The following is a 17,213-nucleotide window of genomic DNA, read 5'->3' on the forward strand; positions in this document are numbered from 1 at the left end:
GATTACAGCGCCATCGTGCGGGCGCGGTCGATGCGCGCCAAGCAATCGTCGCGGCCGACGAGTGCCATGGTCTCGCCCAACGGAGGGCTCACCATGTTGCCGCAAACGGCGACGCGCACGGCCTGGAACACCACGCGCTTCTTAAGGTCCATCTGCTCGGGCAACGGCTCAAGCGCAGCGTCGATGTTGGCAGCCGTCCACTCGTCCACGCCCTCGAGCGCGCCCTTGGCGGCATCCAGAATGGCACCCATGCCCTCCTTGGCCAGGCCCTTGTTGACGGACTTCTCGTCATACTCGAGCGTCTCGGCCGTAGCGAAGATGGGAGCGGCGACGGTCACGGCGTCGGCCGGCATCTTGGTGCGCGGCTTAACGATGGCGGCAAGCGCGTCGATCCAATCCTCGCCGTACTCGACATTACCCTCGATGAGACCCGCCTCGTGCAGCTCGGGAACCATGATCTCGTCGGCAAACTGAGCATCGGACATGCCATTGATGTACTCGGCGTTGACCCAGTCGAGCTTCTTGGGGTCGAAGGTCGCCGGGTTCTTGGAGATGCGGTCGAGCGAGAACTTGCTGGCCAGGACATCGCGCGGGATGATCGTGGTTTCGCCGTCGAGCGACCAGCCGAGCAGCGCCAGGTAGTTGACAAAGGCGTCGGACAGGTAGCCGGCGTCGCGGTACTCCTCCACCGAGGTGGCGCCGTGGCGCTTGGAGAGCTTTTTGCCGTCGGCGCCCAGGATCATGGAGATGTGAGCGAACGTGGGCACGGGAGCGCCGAGGGCCTCGTAGACCATGACCTGACGCGGGGTGTTGGACAGGTGGTCGTCGCCGCGGATGACGTGGGTGATCTTCATCATGGCGTCGTCGACGACGGTCGCGAAGTTATACGTGGGCGTACCGTCGGAGCGGAAGATGACAAAGTCGTCGAGCTCCTTGGCGTCGAAGGTCACCTCTCCGTGGACGGCGTCGTGGATGACGACGTCGCCGCGGTCCTCGGGCACCTTGATGCGCAGGACGTAGGACTCCCCGGCCTCGATGCGGCGGCGGGCCTCCTCGGGATCAAGATCGCGGCAACGGCGCTGATAGCCCTGGAAGGGGTCCTTGCGCTCCTGCGCGGCCTTGCGGTCGGCGTCGAGCTGCTCCTTGGTGCAGAAGCAGGGATAGGCCTTGCCCTCGTCCCAAAGCTTCTGGGCGGCCTGCTTGTACAGGTCCAAGCGCTCGGTCTGGGCGTAGGGGCCAAAATCGCCGCCCACCTCGGGACCCTCGTCCCAGTCCAGGCCCAGCCAACGCATGGCGCGCAGGATGATCTGCGTGTTCTCGTCGGTGGAGCGGGTGGGGTCGGTGTCGTCGATGCGCAGGATGAACGTGCCGCCGTTAGCACGGGCGAAAGCCCAGTTATAGATAGCGGTGCGGGCGCCGCCAATGTGCAGCTTGCCCGTCGGTGAGGGTGCAAAGCGGACGCGAACGTCTGATGCCATGGAAATCTCCTCGATTGCAGGATGGATGTCTAACCGCACCAGTATAAAGCATCAAAGCAACCTCCGCACAAAGGGCACCGACCTACTCATTGGGGACAGACTTAAATGACCATTCTTTGGGCAACCTGTCGGCACTTAGGCAAGGCTGGTCATTTATGTCTGTCCCCAATGAGTAGGTGCGGAAAGGGTGTGAATGTTTGATTTACGCGCTATGATGTGCCCTTGCATAGAGAGCCCGGCGGAATGGTAACGGTCGCCGGGACACGTTTTTGAAAGGACAATCATGTCAGAAGAACTTCGTTCCATCCCGCCCCAACACGGGTCCTTTGTTTTTACGTCGGAGTCGGTGACCGAAGGTCATCCCGATAAGATCGCTGACCAGATCAGCGACGCCGTCCTCGACGCAATCCTCGCCAAAGAAATAGAGCTCCAGGAGCAGGGCTACATCGCCCCCAACGGCGTGCCTGCCAACGTGGAGAACGTCCGCTGCGCCTGCGAGACCCTCGTGACCACCGGCACCGTCATCGTCGCCGGCGAGATTCGCACCCAGGCCTACGTAGACGTTCAGGAAATCGCCCGTGGCGTTATCCGCCGCATTGGCTACAACCGTGCCAAGTTCGGTTTTGACTGCGACACCTGCGGCGTCATGAGCCTCATCCACGAGCAGTCGCCCGATATCGCCCAAGGCGTTGACGAGTCCTTCGAGACCCAGACCGGCGCTACCACCGACCCGATCGACCTGATCGGTGCCGGCGACCAGGGCATGATGTTCGGATATGCCTCCAACGAGACCAAGACCCTCATGCCCATGCCGCACTACCTGGCAAGCCGCCTGGCCGAGCGCCTGGCCGCCGTGCGCCACGACGGTACCCTGCCCTATCTGCGTCCCGACGGCAAGACCCAGGTCACCGTGCGCTACGAGGAAGGCAAGCCCGTCGAGGTCACGACCATCGTCATCTCCACGCAGCACGCTGCCGAGATCGAGGACATGGGCAAGATCAAGGCCGACCTCATCGAGCACGTCATCACCCCGGTCATGGCCGCTGAGAACATGCCGTGGGATAACGCGGACATCTACGTGAACCCCACCGGTCGCTTTGTCGTGGGCGGCCCCATGGGCGACACGGGCCTCACCGGCCGCAAGATCATCGTCGACACCTACGGCGGCTACGGTCGTCACGGCGGCGGTGCCTTTAGCGGAAAGGACTGCACCAAGGTTGACCGCTCCGCCGCGTATGCCGCGCGCTGGGTCGCCAAGAACGTGGTCGCCGCCGGTCTGGCCGCCCGCTGCGAAGTCGAGCTTGCCTACGCCATCGGCGTTTCCAAGCCCCTCTCAATCATGGTCGACACCTTCGGTACCGCGCATGTTGCCGAGGACAAGATCGTCGAGGCCGTAGAGAAGACCTTCGACCTGCGCCCAGGTGCCATCATCCGCGACCTAGACCTGCGTCGCCCCATCTACGAAAAGACGGCAGCCTACGGTCACTTCGGCCGCGAAGACCCCGACTTCACCTGGGAGAAAACCGACCGAGTCAAAGAACTCAAAGCAGCCTGCGGCCTGTAATTAAGAACCGCCAAGGTTTCAACGACATAAGCGCTTAAAAAAGAAGTACCGCTCCCAACCGGTACTTCTTTTTATTTAAACGGTGGTGAAGATGCTTCGATATGAGCCCACGCTGCGTCACCAGCTAATGAATTTTGCAGCACACGCGCCTCTACCATGTATCCTTAGTTCCGAGGGCTTTGGTATTTGGTCGGTCGCGAGTTCCGCACGAGCCGGAGGCCACTTAATGTGGCCTCCGTGCGAGCCAGGACTGTAGAGCAGGCGACCAAATACCAAAGCCCTCGGAACGACGGGATAGAAAAGGAGCACCCATGGCAGGCAAGCCGCAAACACTAGCTACGACCTCGGCATTCGAGATCTTGGGCCCCGTCATGGTCGGCCCCAGCTCATCGCACACCGCCGGCGCCCTCCGCTGCGCCCAAGTTGCCGCCAGCCTGTTGGAAGGTCGCATCACCAAGGTCACCTTTGGCCTGTGGAACTCCTTCGCCCACACCTACCGCGGCCACGGCACAGACCGTGCGCTCGTCGCGGGCATACTGGGCCTCGACACCGATGACGAGAACATCAAGCAGGCCTTCGACCTCGCACGCGAGCAGGGCCTCGAATATCACTTTGACATCAAGGGCGACGACGCGTCCATCCACCCCAACACCGTCGACATTGACATGGTCGACGACACGGGCGCCACGGCACAGGTCCGCGGCGAGAGCCTGGGCGGCGGCAAGATGCGCATCAGCCGCATTAACGGCGTCGGCGTCGACATCTCGGGCATGTATTCCACGCTCTTCGTGGCGCACAAGGACGTCCCCGGTGTACTCGCCGCGCTCACCAACCTGCTCGCCTACGCCCATGTAAACATCGCCTTCTGCCGCACCTACCGCACCGAAGTGGGCGGCCAGGCCTACTCCGTCTTTGAGACCGACGGCGCGCCCGACGACACCGTCGTCCCCATGCTGCGCAAGCTCGACAATGTCGATTACGCAACGTTTATCGAACTCCCCGGTTCTGCCTCGTCGCTCTCCCCCGGCGTCTCGGCCAAGGAAATCTTCGACGACGGCGAGCAGTTGCTCGATGCGTGTGAGGAACTGGGGCTCAGCATCGGCGCCGTCATGGCCGTTCGCGAGGCGCGTCTGACCGGCGAGGCCCACGCCGTCGCTGCCATGCGCCGCGTGCTCGACGTCATGCGCGAGGAGACCACGGCCCCCATCGCCAATCCGCAGCGTTCGCTCGGCGGGCTTATCGGCGGCGAGGCCAAGCTTGTCGAAGCCACCGGCCGCAACGATTTGAGCGCAAGCCTGATGGGCCCCGTTCAGACCGATGCCGTGGCCCGCGCGATGGCCGTGCTCGAACGCTCCGCCACCATGGGCGTGATCGTCGCCGCCCCCACGGCAGGCTCAGCGGGTGTTGTGCCCGGCTGCGTGCTTGCACTCGCCGATCGCCTGCAGCTCGACGACGAGCAGGTCATGGACGCGCTCTACTGCGCAGCCGCCATCGGCCTCAACCTCACCACGAGCGCCTGCGTCGCCGGCGCCGAGGGCGGATGCCAGGCCGAGGTGGGAAGCGCCGCCGCCATGGCAGCCGCCGCGCTGGTGCAGATGCTCGGCGGCACGCCCGAGCAGGCGCTCGACGCCAGTTCCATCGCGCTGAGTAACCTGCTGGGCCTCGTTTGTGACCCCGTCGGTGGCCTCGTGGAGGTGCCCTGCCAAAACCGCAACGCCATCGGCGTAGCAGCGGCCTTTAGCTCGGCACAACTCGCCCTCGCAGGCATTAAGAGCTTGGTGCCGTTTGACCAGATGGCACATGTAATGCTCTCGGTGGGCCACGCGTTGCCAGCCACGCTGCGCGAGACGGCAAAGGGCGGCATCGCGCAGGCTCCGGCCGCACTTTCGGCCTGTGCAAAATGCGGTGTGTGCGGATAGCGACTAAGAACGACTCAAAGGTGGGACATTTGTCCCAGCTCTTTCGAATGCCACCGTTTCCGTACCACAAACAGCAGGGCAATCGCTATAATGCAAGCCCAGTAAAAACACGATGAACCGCAAGGCGAAAATCGAAGGATATGCATACGATGTCGCAAAACGATCGAACTCAACTGATTCCCGATCCGCAGCAGCCGAGCAGGCACACCGGCGGCGTTCAGTCACCGCGTCCTATCGCGCCGAGCCACGGTCAGCAGCGTGGTGCGGCAAACGCGCCCCAACGCCCGAACCAACAGCGACAGCAGCGTCAACAACGTCAGCAGCGCCAGGCAAACGGCAATGCGCCCAAGCAGCCCCCCACGCACGCCCGAGGCGATCGCGGCCCCGCGCGCAAGTCCGCCGGCAACAATAAGTCGGGCAAAAAGACGACACTCTTTGTCGTCTTGGGTCTTATCGTCATTGTCTATATCGTAGGAATCGTAGCGTTTTCGCAGCTAGCCTACCCCAACACCACCATTGCCGGCGTCGACGTCTCGTTCTCCAACGCTTCGTCTGCCGCTACCAAGGTCAATTCGGCATGGAAGCACTATAAGCTCACCGTGACAGGCGATGACTTTAGCTGGACCTATCAGCCCGAGTCCGATGAGCCCATCGTCGATGGCGAAGCTGCCGCAAAAGAGATTATCAGCCACAACGAAGCCTTTGTATGGCCGGTCCGCCTTGTGGAATCCTTAAGCGGCAAGGCCAAAACAACCGCTACCTCCAACGAAGTCGATCTTGATCAAGACGTCGACCTGTCCATGCTCTCCGATACCTTTGACCAAAAGAAGTTTGAGAAGGATCTGGGCGCCGCCATCGACGAGTTTAACGAGGGGCGTTCGGGCACGTTCGAGGCCAATAGCTCCTATGACGAGCAGGCCGGCAAGTTTACCGTCGAGAAGGCGCGCTCCAACGAAAAACTCAACCGCGAGCATGTCATTAAGTATGCCGAGCTCGAGCTTGCCTCGCTGGCCGAGACCGTAGATCTTTCCAAGCTCGGCAACGATGCCTATGAGCCGCTCAATGGAACGCTGACCGATGATCAGATTCAGGCCGCATGCGATGCCGCCAACAACTTCCTGGGCGTCAACGTGACCCTCAAGCTCAACGGCGAGGATGCCGGCAAGGTTGATGGCAGCTCCGTGTTGCAGTGGATCAGCTTTGCCGATCCGGCCAATCCCACGCTCGATACGTCGCAGATCAGCAGCTGGGCAGCCGAGCCCGCCAACGGCTTTAATACCGTGGGCTCCACTCGCTGGTGGACGCGCGCCGATGGCAAGCAGTGCGCCGTCGAAGGCGGCGACTTTGGTTGGTCCATCGACAGCAGCTCGCTCGCCAAGCAGGTCGAGGACGCCATTAACAACAAGCAGACCGGCGAAATCGAGATCAAGTACTCCCAGAAGGCCGACACCTTTACCGCAAAGGGAGAGCCCGACTGGAAGGCGTATATCGACGTCGACCTGTCCGAGCAGCACGCGCGCTACTATGACGAGAACGGTAATATCGTTTGGGAGGCCAACTTTATATCCGGCAAACCGGGCGAAGACGCCACCCCCGAGGGCGTGTGGCAGATCAACAGCAACGACGGCGGCAGCACCCTGATCGGAGCCAAGGACCCCGAGACCGGTAAGCCCAAATACGAAAGCCCGGTGAGCTACTGGATGCCGTTCGAGGGCAATATGATCGGCTTCCACGATGCCACCTGGCAAAACGACAAGAGCTTCGATAACGCCGAGTCGTACAAATGGTGCGGCAGCCACGGCTGCATCAACCTGCGTCTGGCAGACGCCAAGGCACTTCACGACTGCATCAAAGTCGGCCTGTGCGTGGTTGTCCACTCGTAGTGCAACGCGCGCATTCCTACAACGTGGAACCGCAGCGACCAATCTAACAGTTCCGAAAGAAACCGTCCTATGCGCCCGCCCCAACCGGTGGGCGCATATACTTATCGAGGTACTTTCTATAAAGGAGACGCTATGCCGAATGTCCCCACGACCACCCCGGGCCCGGATGATACCGAGCACACGCTCGAAGATGTCACCGAAACGATTCCTCTGATTACAAACGTACATGCCGATAAGCAGAGCGGACGCGCGAACGATGCGACCGAGATTTCCGATGAAGAGGCATATGCCAAGCTCAAGGTAAAACGTGCCGAACGTCGACGCAAAAAGCTCATCCGACGCGGCATTGCGGTCGGCGTCGTGGCCGCCATTGTGCTCATCGCCGTTGTCGTGACCTTAGCCATCAACGCACGGCCCGCAGGCAACAACGGGCCGGTGACCGACATGGTGACCGAGGGCACGTTTACCACAACGGTCGAGGCGAAAGGCCAGCTCAAACCCATTTCGTCCTCAGTGGTCTCCCCTTCTGTCGACGGTACGGTCGATTCGATCAACGTGCAGGCGGGCCAATCCGTCAACGAGGGCGACGTGCTTATGACCATTAAAAACGACGAGCTCGATCGCAACGTTGCCGAGGCGCAGCGTGCAGTTGCTGCCGCTCAAGAAGACCTCGCTAATGCGAAGAAAGCCGCAGCTGCCGCTCAGGCCACCCCAACGACGGACGTCGATGGAGCTTCCGCAGCGGCTGGCGTCTCCGCCGCATCGGCGGACACGAACGCCGTATCGGCCGCGCAGCGCAGCCTCGCATCGGCCCAGGCAAACCTCGATCAGGCGAACGCCAAGGCGGCCAGTCGTACGGTCACGGCCCCGAGCTCGGGCAGTATCGTGGAGCTCAACGCCAAGGTGGGCGCCACGGTAACAGGCGGCATGATCATGGGCGAAAGCGATACGAGCGGCGGCAAGCAGTGCATGCAGATCGCCGACCTATCTAAGATGAAGGTGACCGTGCAGGTGGGCGAAAAGGACATCGCCAAGATCGCCGTTGGGCAGAGTGCCAACGTCACGTATCCCGCGTTTCCCGATATCGTAAGCCAGGGAACGGTCACGGCCATCGCCTCGGTGGCAAACTCCGACGCCGCCAACGGTGGCGGCGGCAGCGTAACCTTTAACGTCGACATTCTCATAGAGGCGCCCGACGCGCGCCTGAAGCCGGGCATGACGGCCGAGGTATCGGTGGTGACCGAGCAGCTCGACGACGTGGTGATGGTGCCGACGATGGCGCTCATGACCGAAGACGGCGAACACTATTACGTCAACGTGGCAACCGATGACGAGGGCAAGCATACCCGTCGCGTGAAGGTGACCGACGTGACGCAAAACGACAACGAAGCCGTAGTCGGCAAGACACAGGTAAAGCGCGACGACCAGGGCAACGAGATCAACCCCAACGTGCCGGTTACCAAGCTGCGCGATGGCGACACCCTCGTCATGGACACCGGAGCGGACGCAACGGCTGACGGCGGCTACAGCACGGATTCGGGCAGCATGTCTGACGACGAGGGCATGTAATGCGTCCCGTTATCGACATCCGCAACGTGCACCGCATTTTTGAGAGCGAGGCGGGTTGCGCCCACATCCTGCACAACGTGAGCCTGGCGGTAGAACCCGGCGAGTTCGTCGCCATTACCGGCCCTTCGGGCTCGGGCAAGTCAACGCTCATGAACATCCTGGGCTGCCTGGACAAACCGACGGCGGGCGACTATTACCTGCAAGGGCTCAACGTGGCCGAGCTCGATGATGACGAGCTCACCGAAGTCCGCGCCCTGAGCATTGGCTTTGTCTTTCAGAGCTTCAACCTGCTGCCGCGCCTGTCGGTTATCGAAAACGTCATGCTGCCGCTGGCCTACACCAATGTGCCCCGTAGCCAGCGCGAAATGCGCGCCGTTCACGCGCTGCAGGCTGTCACGCTGCCCGTCGACCACTGGGACCACCGCATATCCGAGCTCTCGGGCGGCCAGATGCAGCGCGTCGCAATCGCGCGCGCCCTCGTCAATGACCCGCCCATCATCCTGGCCGATGAGCCGACGGGAAACCTGGACTCCGCTACCGGAGCGCTTGTGATGGAGACCTTCCATAAGCTCCAGAAGCGCGGCAAAACCATCGTGCTTATCACACACGACCCCGGCATCGCCGCCGAGGCCGACCGTGCCGTGACCATCCGCGACGGTCGCATTCACGATGGCGCGTATATTCCACATGCACCGCGGACCCTGCGCAGCGCCGTGGATAGCCTGCCCATGATTTCCGCCTCCGCCAACCCGCCGAAAGGAGAGATGGCATGAGCGCCCGCGATCTCATCCAGGAAGCCCTTCACTCGCTCGAGGCCAACAAGGGGCGTAGCCTGCTCACTATCCTGGGCATTGTCATCGGCATCGCCTCAGTCATTGCAATGACCTCGCTCATCGGCGGCATCCAAAACAGCCTGGTCAACAGTCTGGGCCTCAATGCGGCACGCATGGTGCAAATCTATTCGTCGCAAGAACTCACCGAGTCGGACATCGAGAAACTTCAAAAACTGGTGCCGCAGATTGAGCAGATCGGCATTGTCGACAGTGCCTATACCGAGTACAAGACCGGCGATAAAAGCTATACCGTCATGGCACAGGGTGTCGATAGCAACATGCTCGACGCCGTGGGGGCCAGCAAGCTCGTTGCGGGGCGCACCTATTCCCAGGCCGAGTCCCAATCAGGCTCGCGCGTGGCGCTCATCAGCCGCGGCGGCGCCGATCAGCTTTACGGCAACGAACAGGATGCGCTGGGGAAAACCATCAAGGTGTCCAACGGCGAGGTGCAGATTGTAGGCGTGATTGATGGCGGCAGCGACTCCATGGGCTCGCTCACGCTGTATATGCCACGCGAAACCATCTCCGGGCTGTTTGGCGACGAGAACCCTTCATTCCCCAGCGTGACGGCACTTGCCGCCGAGGGCACGGACATGGATGAGCTCTGCAAGACCATCGAGTCCAAGGTGCGCGCGATGAAGGGCATCGCGGAGGATGATGAGTACGACAGTGTATCGGCGACCTCCATGAAAAGCGCCATCGATGCACTCAACTCCTTTATGGGCGCGTTCTCGCTTATCATGGGTGCTGTCGCCAGCATCTCGCTGCTTGTCGGCGGTATCGGCATTATGAATATGATGCTCACCAACGTGACCGAGCGCATCCGCGAGATCGGTATTCGCCGTGCCCTGGGCGCCAGTCGTCGCGATATCACCGCGCAGTTTTTGGCCGAGTCCTCGGCACTGTGCGTCACCGGTGGCCTGCTGGGTGTCCTGATTGGCTATCTGCTGGCCTGGGGCCTCGCGATGTTTGCCGCAGGATCAGGGGTTCTCAGCGAGCTCGGTGCCAGCGGGCAAATCACGCCGAGCTTTTCAATCGCCACGGTACTGCTGGCCTTCGGCGTCTCCGTCGGCATCGGCGTAATCTTTGGCTTCTACCCCGCTCGCCGCGCGGCAAAGCTCGACCCGGTGGAGTGCCTTCGCTACCAGTAAGCCACCACCAAAAAGTTGCGGTGAATTAGGGACTGGATATGCTATCTAGCAGCAAAACAGACACTATTTCACCGCAACTTATTGAAGGGCTGCTTACGCCAGTTCCGGGCGTCGTCCTCGAGCTTTTGGCGGATGACGGTCTTGTACGGTTCGAGCTTGCTCGAGGCGCTCCTCCTCGCGGGCGGGAGTGCGCGCAGGCGCGGCGAGCGCCTAGCGCGCGAACTCCCGTAAGAGCGCGTCTTCCACTTCCCGCAGCGAAAGGGCCCCGCCTCCCTCGGCGGGACGGGTGACCACGATGCAGCGCGCTCCCACGTCACGCGCGGAGGCGATCTTCTCGGCCGTGCCGCCTACGGTTCCCGAGTCTTTGGTCACAAGCCACTGGGCGCCCACCTGCCGAAGCATCGCCTCGTTGAGCTCGCGGGTGAAGGGCCCCTGCATGCCGATGACGTGCGACGGCGAAAACCCCGCGTCGATGCACTTCGTTATAACACCGGGCAGCGGGAGCACACGCACGAAGAAGCGCTCCGCGAAATCGGCGACGCGTGTGTAGGGAGCAAGCTCCTTGCTCCCCGTCGTGAGAAGCGCGCGACCCGGGTTCTCGGAGAGAAAACGCGCCGCGCAGGCGATCGACGCGACCGACACGACGCCTTTGGGCAGCGCCTCGACCGGGCGCGCAAGGCGCAGGCATCGTGCACCCACGGCGAGCGAAGCGGCCCGGATGTTGCAGCTTGCGAGCGTAGCGAAGGGGTGCGTGGCGTCGACGACGATGCGCGCGCCGGAAAGCTCGCGCTCCATGTCGGCCTCGTCGAGCCTGCCCGCATGCACCTCGATGCCCGGAAGCTCGCCCAAAAGCTCGCCTCCGTACTCGGTTGCCGCGTAGGCACGGGCGGGGATGCCCGCCCCGCTCGCCCATTCGCACAGAAGGCGGCCCTCGGTGGTGCCGGCGAAGATGCGCAGCGCCGGCGCGGATGCGGGCGCCGTCACTTCGGGCCGCCTGGGCGCGTGATCTGGTAGAGCAGCGCGTTCATAATGGCAGCCGCCACGGTCGAGCCGCCCTTGCGACCCCTCGCGACGATGGCCGGCACGCGTCGCGCAAGTAGCTCCTCTTTCGCCTCGACCACGTTCACAAACCCGACCGGCACCCCAACGACGAGCGCGGGCGCGATCTTCCCCGCGTCCATGAGCTCGGCGAGGCGCAGAAGTGCCGTGGGGGCGTTACCGACGGCCACGATGAGCGGACCCTCGATGCCGCAAGCTTTGTCCATGCTCGCAACGGCGCGAGTCGTGCCCGCGGCACGCGCAGCCGCGGCGACATCCGGGTCGGCCATGTAGCACACGGCCTTGCAGCCGAGCTTCGCGAGCGCGGGCTTGCTTATGCCTGCGAGCGCCATGTTCGTGTCGGTGAGCACCGTGGCCCCTGCGCGCAGTGCGTCGAGCGCACAGTGCGCGGCGTCATGGGTGAATACGAGGGAATCGGCGTACGAGAAGTCGGCAGTGGTGTGGATGACGCGCTTCACGACGGGCTCTTCGAGCGGCGGGAACGTGCGGCCGCCGAGCTCTTCGGTGATGATCTCGAAGCTGCGCCGCTCGATGTCGCCGGGCGCCATCTCCTTGGAATCCATCTAGTACTCCACTCCTTCCCTTGCACATATCCCCTGAGTGTAGGGGTGTTTCTCGCACCGCATCTCGGTTATGTAGTCGGCCTTCTCCACGATCTTGCGGGAAGGCGCGCGCCCGGTGAGCGCTACTTCGACGCCGCGCGCGGACATATCGAGCGCGCGGTCCACGAGTGCCTCGTCGACAAGCCCCTTCGAAAGCGCGTCGAGCGCCTCGTCGAGCACGAGCAGCCCCTCCTGCGCGCCCTCGAGCTCGGCGAGCGCTGAAGCGAGGTTCCCATCGTGCAGCTCGCACGTCGCGGCAAGTTCTTCCGGCGTCATCGACCAGGTAAACTTGTCCGACGCCTTCCCCGCGAACACGGGCACGCCGAAATGCTCGGCGAGCAGGCGCACCTCCCCGCTTTCGCCGTCTTTCAGGAACTGCACGACGACGACGCGGCGGCCTGCGGCGAGCATGCGAAGGGCGAGGCCCATCGCCGCCGTGGTCTTGCCTTTGCCGTCGCCATGATACACGTGGATCATACGCCCTCCTCGATAATGCGGTAGACATACTCCATGTCGAGCGCCCCGCGCACGGAGTCGGCCAGGCGGTCGAACTCGCGCGCACGATGATCGGCCGCGGACACCGCGCCCTCAGCACCCACGACGCTCTCGGGCAGGCCGCGCATGCGCACGAGCGAGCGCGCGAGGGCGAGTGCCACCCCCGGTTCGTCGAACAGGCCGTGGAGATAGGTTCCGAACACGTTTCCGCAGGCCGCGCCTTCTGGTTTGCCGCCAATCGTGCCCGCAGGGGCGCAGGAGACGGTCGTTTCGCCGTCGTGAATCTCGTACCCGCGCGCCGTCATGCCGTTCCACACCGAGAACGCGCCTTGGGCGCCCGTGATGCGCAGCTCCGACTGGGCGAGGCGCTTTTCCTCCTTGAACACCGTACTTACAGGGATGAGCCCGAGCCCGCGCGCGGTGCCAGCGCCTTCCCTGCCGTGCGGATCGGAAAGCTCGTCTCCCAAAAGCTGGTAGCCTCCGCATATGCCGAGCACCGGCGTGCCCACGCCCGAAAGCGCGCGTACACAGGCTCCGATGCCGCTAGCCGCAAGCCAGCGCGCGTCGTCGAGCGTGGTCTTCGAGCCGGGGAGCACCACCAGGTCGGGTCGGCCCAGATCGGTCGTCGAGGAAACGTAGCGCACGCCCACGCCGGGCACGCGCGAAAGCGGGTCGAAGTCGGTGAAGTTCGACAGATGCGGAAGGCGCACGACGGCGACGTCGATGACGCCGCGCGCCTCGCGGGCAGATAGGCGCGGCGCAAGCGAGTCCTCGTCGTCCAGGTCGAGCGTAAGATACGGCACGACCCCCACGACGGGAACCCCGCACATCTTCTCGAGCGGGGCCAAACCCGGGCGCAGGATTTCCACATCGCCGCGGAACTTGTTCACCACAAGCCCCCGTAAAAGCGCGCGATCCTCGGGCGCAAGGAGCGCGACCGTGCCGTAGAGCTGGGCAAACACCCCGCCTGGGTCGATGTCGCCCGCGAGCAGCACGGGGGAGGACACGGCGCGCGCGAGCCCCATGTTGACGATGTCGTTTTCGGCAAGGTTGATTTCGACGGGGCTGCCGGCGCCTTCGATGACGATGACGTCGTTTTCCTCCGCGAGCGAATCGAACGCCTCCAAAATCTGCGGCATGAGCGCCTTCTTTCGCGCGAAGTAGTCCCTCGCAGCGAAGGCTCCCTGCGCCTTGCCGGCCACGATGAGCTGGCTTCGGTGGTCGCTTTCGGGCTTGAGCAGGATGGGGTTCATGCGCACGTCGGGCGCGATGCCGCACGCCTCGGCCTGCATGATCTGGGCGCGCCCCATCTCGAGCCCATCGGCCGTGACACCGCTGTTGAGCGCCATGTTTTGGCTCTTGAAGGGAGCCACGCGCAGGCCGTCCTGCGAAAGCACACGGCACAGCCCCGCCGCAAGCAGGCTCTTCCCCGCGTTCGACATGGTGCCCTGGATCATGATGGGCTTCGCCCTACCCACGGGTATCGACCTCCTTCGCCGAGCCTCGGCCATCCGCGCCCGCCATAGCGCTGCTGCAAGAAGCGCCGCCCCGTTCGTCGGGTTCGTCTTCACCCGATGCGCCTTCCGCCCGAAGCGCGCGGCTGAACGCCATCGCAAGCCGGGCGTTCTCCTTGCGCGTGCGCACCGCGACGCGGCACCAGAAACGGGACAGTACCGAAAACGAGTCGCACGTGCGGACCAAAACCCCCTGTTTATACAGGCGCTCGGGGATGTCTTTCGCCGGCGTGCGGACTAAAAGGAAGTTCGCATCCGACGGCACGACGGAAAGCCCGAGCGAGGTGAGCTCGTGGGAAAGCCACGCTCGCTCGCCCGCCAATACATCGCGCGTGCGCGAGACGTATTCGACGTCTTCCAGGGCGGCGATGCCCGCGGCCTCGGCGACCGAGGAGACGGGCCACGCCTGCCCCGCCCGGCGAATCCCCTCGATGAGTTGGGCGTTTCCGCTGATCAGATATCCCAACCGCAACCCCGCCATTCCGTAGAGCTTGGTGAACGCGGAGAGCACGGCCACATGGCGCGAACACGCGGCGCGTGCGTCCACGCTCCTTTCGCGGGCGTCGGGCGCAAATCCGAGGAAGCACTCGTCCACGACGAGCAGTGCGCCCACCTGCTCGCAGCGGCAAGCCGCGGCATCGATCACGCGGGGGTCGACGAGGCGCCCCGTCGGGTTGTTCGGATTGCAGATGTACGCCACGTCTCCCGGCCCCTCGATCGCGCGGGCGAAGGAGGCGGGCACGTCGAAGTCGTCCGCTTCGGAGAGCGGGAACTCCTGCACGCATGCGCCGTAGTACGATGCCGCCTCCGCATATTCAGAGAACGTCGGCGCGCACACGACGATGCGTTTCGGGCGCACCGCCGCGGCGAGCCGCCAAATGATGTCGGACGCGCCCGCGCCGCAGACGATAGTATCTTCGGGAATGCCCTGGGCACGCGCTAGGGCGCGAACGAGAGCGAGGCTTTCCCTATCGGGGTAGGCGTCGATTCGAGAAAGCGCCTTGCAAGCTGCGGCAACGGCGCGCGGCGAGGGGCCTGCCGGATTCACGTTCACCGAGAAGTCAATGAGGTCGGAGGCGCCCCCTTCGCAAGCGATGCCGAGCGATTGCGTGCTACCCCCATGCGCACGGGCGCGCAGGATTCCCCCGGCAGCCCGGGACGCGGCGTGGTCTTCCCTCATACAATCGCCCCCACGGCGAGCACGACCGCCGCGCGCGCGGCGCCGAAGACGACGAGCGCGCATACGGACGCGGCGAGCATGAGCCTTGTCGCCCGGGCGATATCGCCCCACTCGATTTCGCGGGACGCGTCGCCTATCGTCGGTTTCTCAACGAGCTTGCCGAAATACACCGCGGGTCCCGCCAGGCGCAGCCCGAGCGCGCCCGCGCACGCTGACTCGGTCTGCGCCGAGTTGGGGCTCGCATGGCGACGCCTGTCGCGGCGCCAGATGCGCGCCGCCCCGCGCGCGTCGAGCCCGACGATCGGGCACACGGCGATCATGAGCAGGGCCGATAAGCGCGAGGGAATCCAGTTCACCGCATCGTCGAGGCGCGCCGAGGCGCGACCGAAGTCGATGTAGCGCTCGTTTTTGTAGCCCACCATGCTGTCGAGCGTGTTCACCGCCTTGTACGCCATGCCCAAGGGCGCACCCCCGATCATAAGGTAGAAAAGTGGCGCGATGACGCCGTCGCTCGCGTTCTCCGCCACCGTTTCCACGGCGGCGCGCGTGACGCCCTGCTCGTCGAGAACAGACGTGTCGCGTCCCACGATGAGCCCGACGGCTTCGCGCGCCGCGACAAGGCCGCCCTTCGAGAACGCGCGGGCCACGGCCAGGCTCTGGCGGCGCAGCTCGCATGTCGCGAGAATCTGATAGCTCGCCCATGCCTCGGCCACAAAGCGCAAGCCGGGGTGAACCATGCCGCAAAGATGCAGGATTCCCCAGGTCAAAAGCCAACACGCAAGCGGAAGCGCCACGGCGAGCACAAGCCCTGCGGCGCGCGTGCCCGCGGACGTTTGCGGGAATGCGCCCCGCAGGCGGTCTTCGGCCCACGTGATCGCGCGCCCCATGGCGACGACGGGATGGGGAAGCCAACGCGGGTCGCCGAAGGCAAGGTCGGCCGCGAACCCGGCGGCGACGGCAAGAATCGTCATCACCGGGCATCGCCCCCCGAAGCGGGGCGAACGTCGCGAAGGCAGCGCCCATCCCAGGTGGCGGCCCATGCGCCGCCCGGCTCGGTATGCACGTCGAAGTATCCCATTTTCGGGACAGCTAGCTCGGAGAGCAGCGCTTTCACGGTACCCGCGTGAACGACGAAGACGGCGCGCCCACTCCCCTGGGCGCGCTCCGAATCGCACGCCTCCCGAAACGCCGCGACGACGCGGCGGGTGAAATCGCTCTTGCCCTCGCCATGCGGGCAGCGCGTCTCGCACCAGGAGTCTACCCAGGCGCGGTAACGCGCATCCTCTTTAAGTTCGGCGGCGCTTCGCCCCTCGAAGTCGCCGAAATCCATCTCGCGCAGACCGGGGCACGCCATAAGCTCCGCGTTCGGGAAGAGAATGCGTGCCGTCCGGTCGGTGCGGGCCATGCCGCTCGTGATAACACGGAACACGTCACGATCGCACGCGAGGTCGCGCAACGCGCGCTCGCCCGCGCTCGACAGGGGCTCGTCGGTGCCCGCCCCGCTGTAGCGATGGTCTTCCGTGCCCGCCGTGGCACCATGGCGCACGAAGATGACTTCCAAAGGCGCACCCGCGCCCAGCGTCCCTCGAGGCGCATCGGCAAGGTTTCCTTTGATGACCTGGGGAATCCCGCACGTCATGCGCACGACGACGTCGGCGCGCGCAGCGAGCGCGCATCCCAGGCGCCCCGCGCGCTCGCGCCATTGGGCGTCTTCCGCACGCATAGGGACGACCCCCGAGCCGACCAAGGTCAGAATCACTGCGTCGAAGCCGATCAGCCACTCGAGCGCCCGGTCAGCGTCGAGCGCGCGTACGAGTTCCTCAGCACGGTACGCGACGCGGCCGGCAAAAGCCGCGTGCACGCTGCCCGCCGCGAGCTGCGCCGTGTCGACGAAATCGTCCGCCGCGAACCCGAGCTTTTCGCGCACGAAGGTCCTCTTCCCCGAATGCGCACCACCTACCACGAG

At 64.2% G+C, this 17,213-nt stretch carries 14 protein-coding genes; 6 read left to right on the forward strand and 8 right to left on the reverse strand.

All coding sequences use genetic code 11. The annotated features are described in order from the left end of the window. Positions 1–2: 2 nt before the first annotated feature. The gene (gene gltX, locus AAAX35_RS07940; protein ID WP_055310608.1) at positions 3–1,478 is read right to left on the reverse strand and encodes a glutamate--tRNA ligase; all 1,476 of its coding nucleotides are present in this window, start codon (positions 1,476–1,478) and stop codon (positions 3–5) included. 283 nt (positions 1,479–1,761) lie between these two features. On the opposite strand from gltX, the gene metK reads away from it, so the two are divergent. The 6 genes from metK to AAAX35_RS07970 all read left to right on the forward strand — a co-directional run bounded on the left by metK (position 1,762) and on the right by AAAX35_RS07970 (position 10,397). Further along, positions 1,762–3,042: a methionine adenosyltransferase gene (metK, locus tag AAAX35_RS07945; protein ID WP_349117271.1), complete on the forward strand. Its 1,281-nt coding sequence runs from the start codon at positions 1,762–1,764 to the stop codon at positions 3,040–3,042. Positions 3,043–3,353: 311 nt separating this feature from the next. Further along, a complete protein-coding gene (gene sdaAA / locus AAAX35_RS07950; protein WP_343000813.1) occupies positions 3,354–4,961 on the forward strand; it encodes an L-serine ammonia-lyase, iron-sulfur-dependent, subunit alpha in 1,608 nt (535 codons plus the stop codon). 149 nt (positions 4,962–5,110) lie between these two features. Continuing rightward, positions 5,111–6,844: a L,D-transpeptidase gene (locus AAAX35_RS07955; RefSeq protein ID WP_349117272.1), complete on the forward strand. Its 1,734-nt coding sequence runs from the start codon at positions 5,111–5,113 to the stop codon at positions 6,842–6,844. A gap of 132 nt (positions 6,845–6,976) precedes the next feature. After that, positions 6,977–8,413, forward strand: a complete 1,437-nt coding sequence (locus tag AAAX35_RS07960) for an efflux RND transporter periplasmic adaptor subunit (protein WP_349117273.1) — start codon at positions 6,977–6,979, stop codon at positions 8,411–8,413. Further along, entirely contained in the window at positions 8,413–9,186 is a 774-nt protein-coding gene (locus AAAX35_RS07965; RefSeq protein ID WP_138340805.1) for an ABC transporter ATP-binding protein, read from the forward strand. The genes AAAX35_RS07960 and AAAX35_RS07965 overlap by 1 nt, the downstream gene beginning before the upstream one ends. Next, positions 9,183–10,397, forward strand: a complete 1,215-nt coding sequence (locus AAAX35_RS07970) for an ABC transporter permease (protein WP_196031305.1) — start codon at positions 9,183–9,185, stop codon at positions 10,395–10,397. Before AAAX35_RS07965 ends, AAAX35_RS07970 begins: the two co-directional genes overlap by 4 nt. A 210-nt stretch (positions 10,398–10,607) precedes the next feature. Here the strand turns inward: AAAX35_RS07970 and cobK are convergent, their stop codons facing one another. The 7 genes from cobK to AAAX35_RS08005 are packed head-to-tail and all read right to left on the reverse strand — an operon-like array spanning position 10,608 to position 17,174. Beyond that, positions 10,608–11,381: a precorrin-6A reductase gene (gene cobK, locus AAAX35_RS07975; RefSeq protein ID WP_349117274.1), complete on the reverse strand. Its 774-nt coding sequence runs from the start codon at positions 11,379–11,381 to the stop codon at positions 10,608–10,610. After that, positions 11,378–12,019, reverse strand: a complete 642-nt coding sequence (locus AAAX35_RS07980) for a precorrin-8X methylmutase (RefSeq protein ID WP_015538672.1) — start codon at positions 12,017–12,019, stop codon at positions 11,378–11,380. The genes cobK and AAAX35_RS07980 overlap by 4 nt, the downstream gene beginning before the upstream one ends. Beyond that, positions 12,020–12,535, reverse strand: a complete 516-nt coding sequence (locus AAAX35_RS07985; protein WP_349117275.1) for a cob(I)yrinic acid a,c-diamide adenosyltransferase — start codon at positions 12,533–12,535, stop codon at positions 12,020–12,022. Then, on the reverse strand, positions 12,532–14,031 hold the full coding sequence (locus tag AAAX35_RS07990; protein ID WP_349117276.1) for a cobyric acid synthase: 1,500 nt from the start codon (positions 14,029–14,031) through the stop codon (positions 12,532–12,534). The genes AAAX35_RS07985 and AAAX35_RS07990 overlap by 4 nt, the downstream gene beginning before the upstream one ends. Continuing rightward, positions 14,024–15,247 carry a histidinol-phosphate transaminase gene (locus tag AAAX35_RS07995; protein ID WP_349117277.1) on the reverse strand — a complete coding sequence of 408 codons (1,224 nt, stop codon included), beginning with the start codon at positions 15,245–15,247 and terminating at the stop codon, positions 14,024–14,026. The genes AAAX35_RS07990 and AAAX35_RS07995 overlap by 8 nt, the downstream gene beginning before the upstream one ends. Then, a complete protein-coding gene (cbiB, locus tag AAAX35_RS08000; RefSeq protein WP_349117293.1) occupies positions 15,244–16,218 on the reverse strand; it encodes an adenosylcobinamide-phosphate synthase CbiB in 975 nt (324 codons plus the stop codon). Before cbiB ends, AAAX35_RS07995 begins: the two co-directional genes overlap by 4 nt. Continuing rightward, positions 16,218–17,174: a histidine phosphatase family protein gene (locus AAAX35_RS08005; RefSeq protein ID WP_349117278.1), complete on the reverse strand. Its 957-nt coding sequence runs from the start codon at positions 17,172–17,174 to the stop codon at positions 16,218–16,220. The genes cbiB and AAAX35_RS08005 overlap by 1 nt, the downstream gene beginning before the upstream one ends. Between the last annotated feature and the right edge of the window lie 39 nt (positions 17,175–17,213).

It is taken from the genome of Collinsella sp. CLA-ER-H11 (assembly GCF_040092445.1).
GTDB lineage: Bacteria > Actinomycetota > Coriobacteriia > Coriobacteriales > Coriobacteriaceae > Collinsella.

What these genes read in the sequence shown, in the direction of transcription:
- AAAX35_RS07965 (WP_138340805.1), top strand. Translation starts at nt 8,413, where the DNA reads ATGCGTCCCGTTATCGACATCCGCAACGTGCACCGCATTTTTGAGAGC.
- AAAX35_RS07995 (WP_349117277.1), bottom strand. Translation starts at nt 15,247, where the DNA reads ATGAGGGAAGACCACGCCGCGTCCCGGGCTGCCGGGGGAATCCTGCGC.
- AAAX35_RS07970 (WP_196031305.1), top strand. Translation starts at nt 9,183, where the DNA reads ATGAGCGCCCGCGATCTCATCCAGGAAGCCCTTCACTCGCTCGAGGCC.
- AAAX35_RS07960 (WP_349117273.1), top strand. Translation starts at nt 6,977, where the DNA reads ATGCCGAATGTCCCCACGACCACCCCGGGCCCGGATGATACCGAGCAC.
- metK (WP_349117271.1), top strand. Translation starts at nt 1,762, where the DNA reads ATGTCAGAAGAACTTCGTTCCATCCCGCCCCAACACGGGTCCTTTGTT.
- AAAX35_RS07955 (WP_349117272.1), top strand. Translation starts at nt 5,111, where the DNA reads ATGTCGCAAAACGATCGAACTCAACTGATTCCCGATCCGCAGCAGCCG.
- gltX (WP_055310608.1), bottom strand. Translation starts at nt 1,478, where the DNA reads ATGGCATCAGACGTTCGCGTCCGCTTTGCACCCTCACCGACGGGCAAG.
- cbiB (WP_349117293.1), bottom strand. Translation starts at nt 16,218, where the DNA reads ATGACGATTCTTGCCGTCGCCGCCGGGTTCGCGGCCGACCTTGCCTTC.
- AAAX35_RS07980 (WP_015538672.1), bottom strand. Translation starts at nt 12,019, where the DNA reads ATGGATTCCAAGGAGATGGCGCCCGGCGACATCGAGCGGCGCAGCTTC.
- AAAX35_RS07985 (WP_349117275.1), bottom strand. Translation starts at nt 12,535, where the DNA reads ATGATCCACGTGTATCATGGCGACGGCAAAGGCAAGACCACGGCGGCG.
- sdaAA (WP_343000813.1), top strand. Translation starts at nt 3,354, where the DNA reads ATGGCAGGCAAGCCGCAAACACTAGCTACGACCTCGGCATTCGAGATC.